The sequence below is a fragment of the Synechococcus sp. CCY9201 genome, assembly GCF_034931105.1.
Taxonomy (GTDB): domain Bacteria; phylum Cyanobacteriota; class Cyanobacteriia; order PCC-6307; family Cyanobiaceae; genus CBW1002.
This window is the reverse complement of sequence record NZ_JAYGIC010000114.1, coordinates 1-2,093: the sequence shown is the minus strand read 5'-3', so window position 1 is coordinate 2,093 and position 2,093 is coordinate 1. Positions and strand designations below refer to the sequence as shown.

At 70.4% G+C, this 2,093-nt stretch carries 3 protein-coding genes; all 3 read left to right on the top strand.

Annotated elements, in window-relative coordinates:
• On the top strand, positions 1-621 hold a 621-nt coding region (locus tag VB716_RS11210), incomplete at its 5' end, for a DNA mismatch repair protein MutS (RefSeq protein ID WP_323270516.1).
• Positions 618-1,406: a uroporphyrinogen-III C-methyltransferase gene (gene cobA / locus VB716_RS11205; protein WP_197157675.1), complete on the top strand. Its 789-nt coding sequence runs from the start codon at positions 618-620 to the stop codon at positions 1,404-1,406. The genes VB716_RS11210 and cobA, both read left to right, overlap by 4 nt.
• Positions 1,407-1,500: 94 nt before the next feature.
• Positions 1,501-2,093 (top strand): SWIM zinc finger family protein (locus VB716_RS11200; RefSeq protein ID WP_323270515.1); only part of this gene is annotated, 593 nt, incomplete at its 3' end.

Genomic DNA, 2,093 nt, shown 5'->3' with positions numbered 1-2,093 from the left:
CTGCGCCGCAGTGCCCTGCTGCTGGTCGTGCATGGACGGCGGGGGGGTGTGATCCCCGAGGAACTCCGCACCCTGGCCCGGGAGGTGGAGCGTCTGCGGGGCACCCCGGTGCATCTGCACGCCCTCACGGCAGATCCAGGCCCCGTCCTGGGCGACGGCGGGGAACTCACCCTGGTGCCCCTCTTCCTGCTGCCGGGCACCCATGTCCGCCACGACCTGGCTGCGGTTGCGGCCCGATGGCGAGGCCGCGGTGCCGTGGGTCGCGTGCCCTTCCTGGGGGCCTGGCCCTGCTGGCAGGAGGCCCTGCGTGAGGAGTTGGCCGAGCTGGCCGGTTCGGCTGCAGTGGGATCATCCCCTTGGCTCATCCATCACCCCTTGGACGGCAAGCTGGGATCTCGGTATCTGCGGTATCTGGAGCGGAGTCTGGGGGTCCGTTGCCGGTCCGCTGTTGCCGATGGGCAGGAGCCGCTGCCGGCGATGGAGGACGGAGCGCCCGTGCTGCCGCTGGTCCTGGCCGCCAATCGCCTCACCGACAGTCTTCCGCAATGGCTCGGGCGGCCCCTGCTGCAGCGCTTCCGCTTCCGTCAGCTGCTGCTGACGCAGCTTGAGGCCCTGCCATGACCACGCCCCCCTCGCCGGGCACCGTCTATCTGGTGGGAGCTGGTCCGGGTGACCCCGAATTGCTCACCCTCAAGGCCCACCGGTTGCTGCGCTGCTGCGACGCCCTCGTCTACGACTCCCTGGTGCCGAAGGCCCTGCTGGATCTTGTGCCGGAGGGCTGCGAGCGGCAGTTCGTCGGCAAGCGCCGCGGCTACCACTCGGTTCCGCAGCCGAGCACCAATGCGGTGCTGGTGGAGCTGGCCGGTCGCCATCGCACGGTTGTGCGGCTCAAAGGGGGCGATCCCTTCCTGTTCGGCCGCGGCGGCGAGGAGGCGGCCCACCTGGCGGCGCGCGGCATCCCGGTGCAGGTGGTGCCCGGTGTCACCGCGGGGATCGCCGCACCGGCCTACGCCGGCATTCCGGTGACCCATCGCCGGGCGGGTTCGAGCGTCACCTTCGTGACCGGGCACGAGGAGATTGACAAGGCGCGCCCCGGCGTCGACTGGCAGGGGCTGGCCCGCTGCAGTGACGGCCTGGTGATCTACATGGGCCTCCATAACCTCAGCCGCATCTGCAACGAGCTGATCGCCGGTGGCCTGGCGCCCGACACCCCGGCCGCCGTGATCCAGCAGGGCACGGTGCTGGGGCAGCGGGATCTGGTGGCCCCGTTGGGCGAGCTGGCCGATCGGGTGGCGGAGCAGGGGTTCGTGTCGCCCTCGATCGTGGTGGTGGGGCAGGTGGTGGCGGAACGGGTGGCGGCCTGCGCCCCCGCGCCGGCCGATGCCGAGATGCCGATTCCCTTCTGAGCATCAGCCCCGACGCCGCTGTGTCGCTCGGGCCTCCCTTCGGCAAGACTGGTGGGTGAGGCCTGGACTGTCTGGGCTCGGCACCCTTCCAGCCATGCCCGCTCCCGTGTCCGCCACCCCAGCCATCACCACCCAGCTGGGAGACCAGGGACTGGGACAGCAGCCCTGGTGGGTGGAGCAATGGATGGAGCTGATCAACTCCTTCCGCTACAAGAAGCGGCTGGAGCGCGCCTGGGCCTACGCCCGCGAGGGCAACGTCCTGTCGATCCGCTTCGAGGGGCGGCGGGTGCATGCCCGCGTGCAGGGCACCGAACCCGAGCCCTACAAGGTGAAGCTCTGGCTCGATGTGCTCAGCGAGGAAGACTGGGGCTACGTGCTCGAGGCACTCACCCAGAAGGCCCGCTGGTCGGCCCAGCTGCTGGCCGGCATCATGCCGCAGGACATCGAGCGCGCCTTTGCCGCCAGTGGCAAGCGCCTGTTTCCGTTCAAGCTGCAGGAGGTGCGCAGTGAGTGCACCTGCCCGGACAAGGCCAACCCCTGCAAGCACACCAGCGCCGTCTACTACCTGATGGGGGATCGCTTCAGCGAGGATCCCTTCGTGCTGTTCCAGCTGCGGGGCCGCACCCGATCCCAGCTGCTGGCCGATCTGGCGGTGCGCCGCCGCAAGGCCCTGGCGGAACGGGCGGC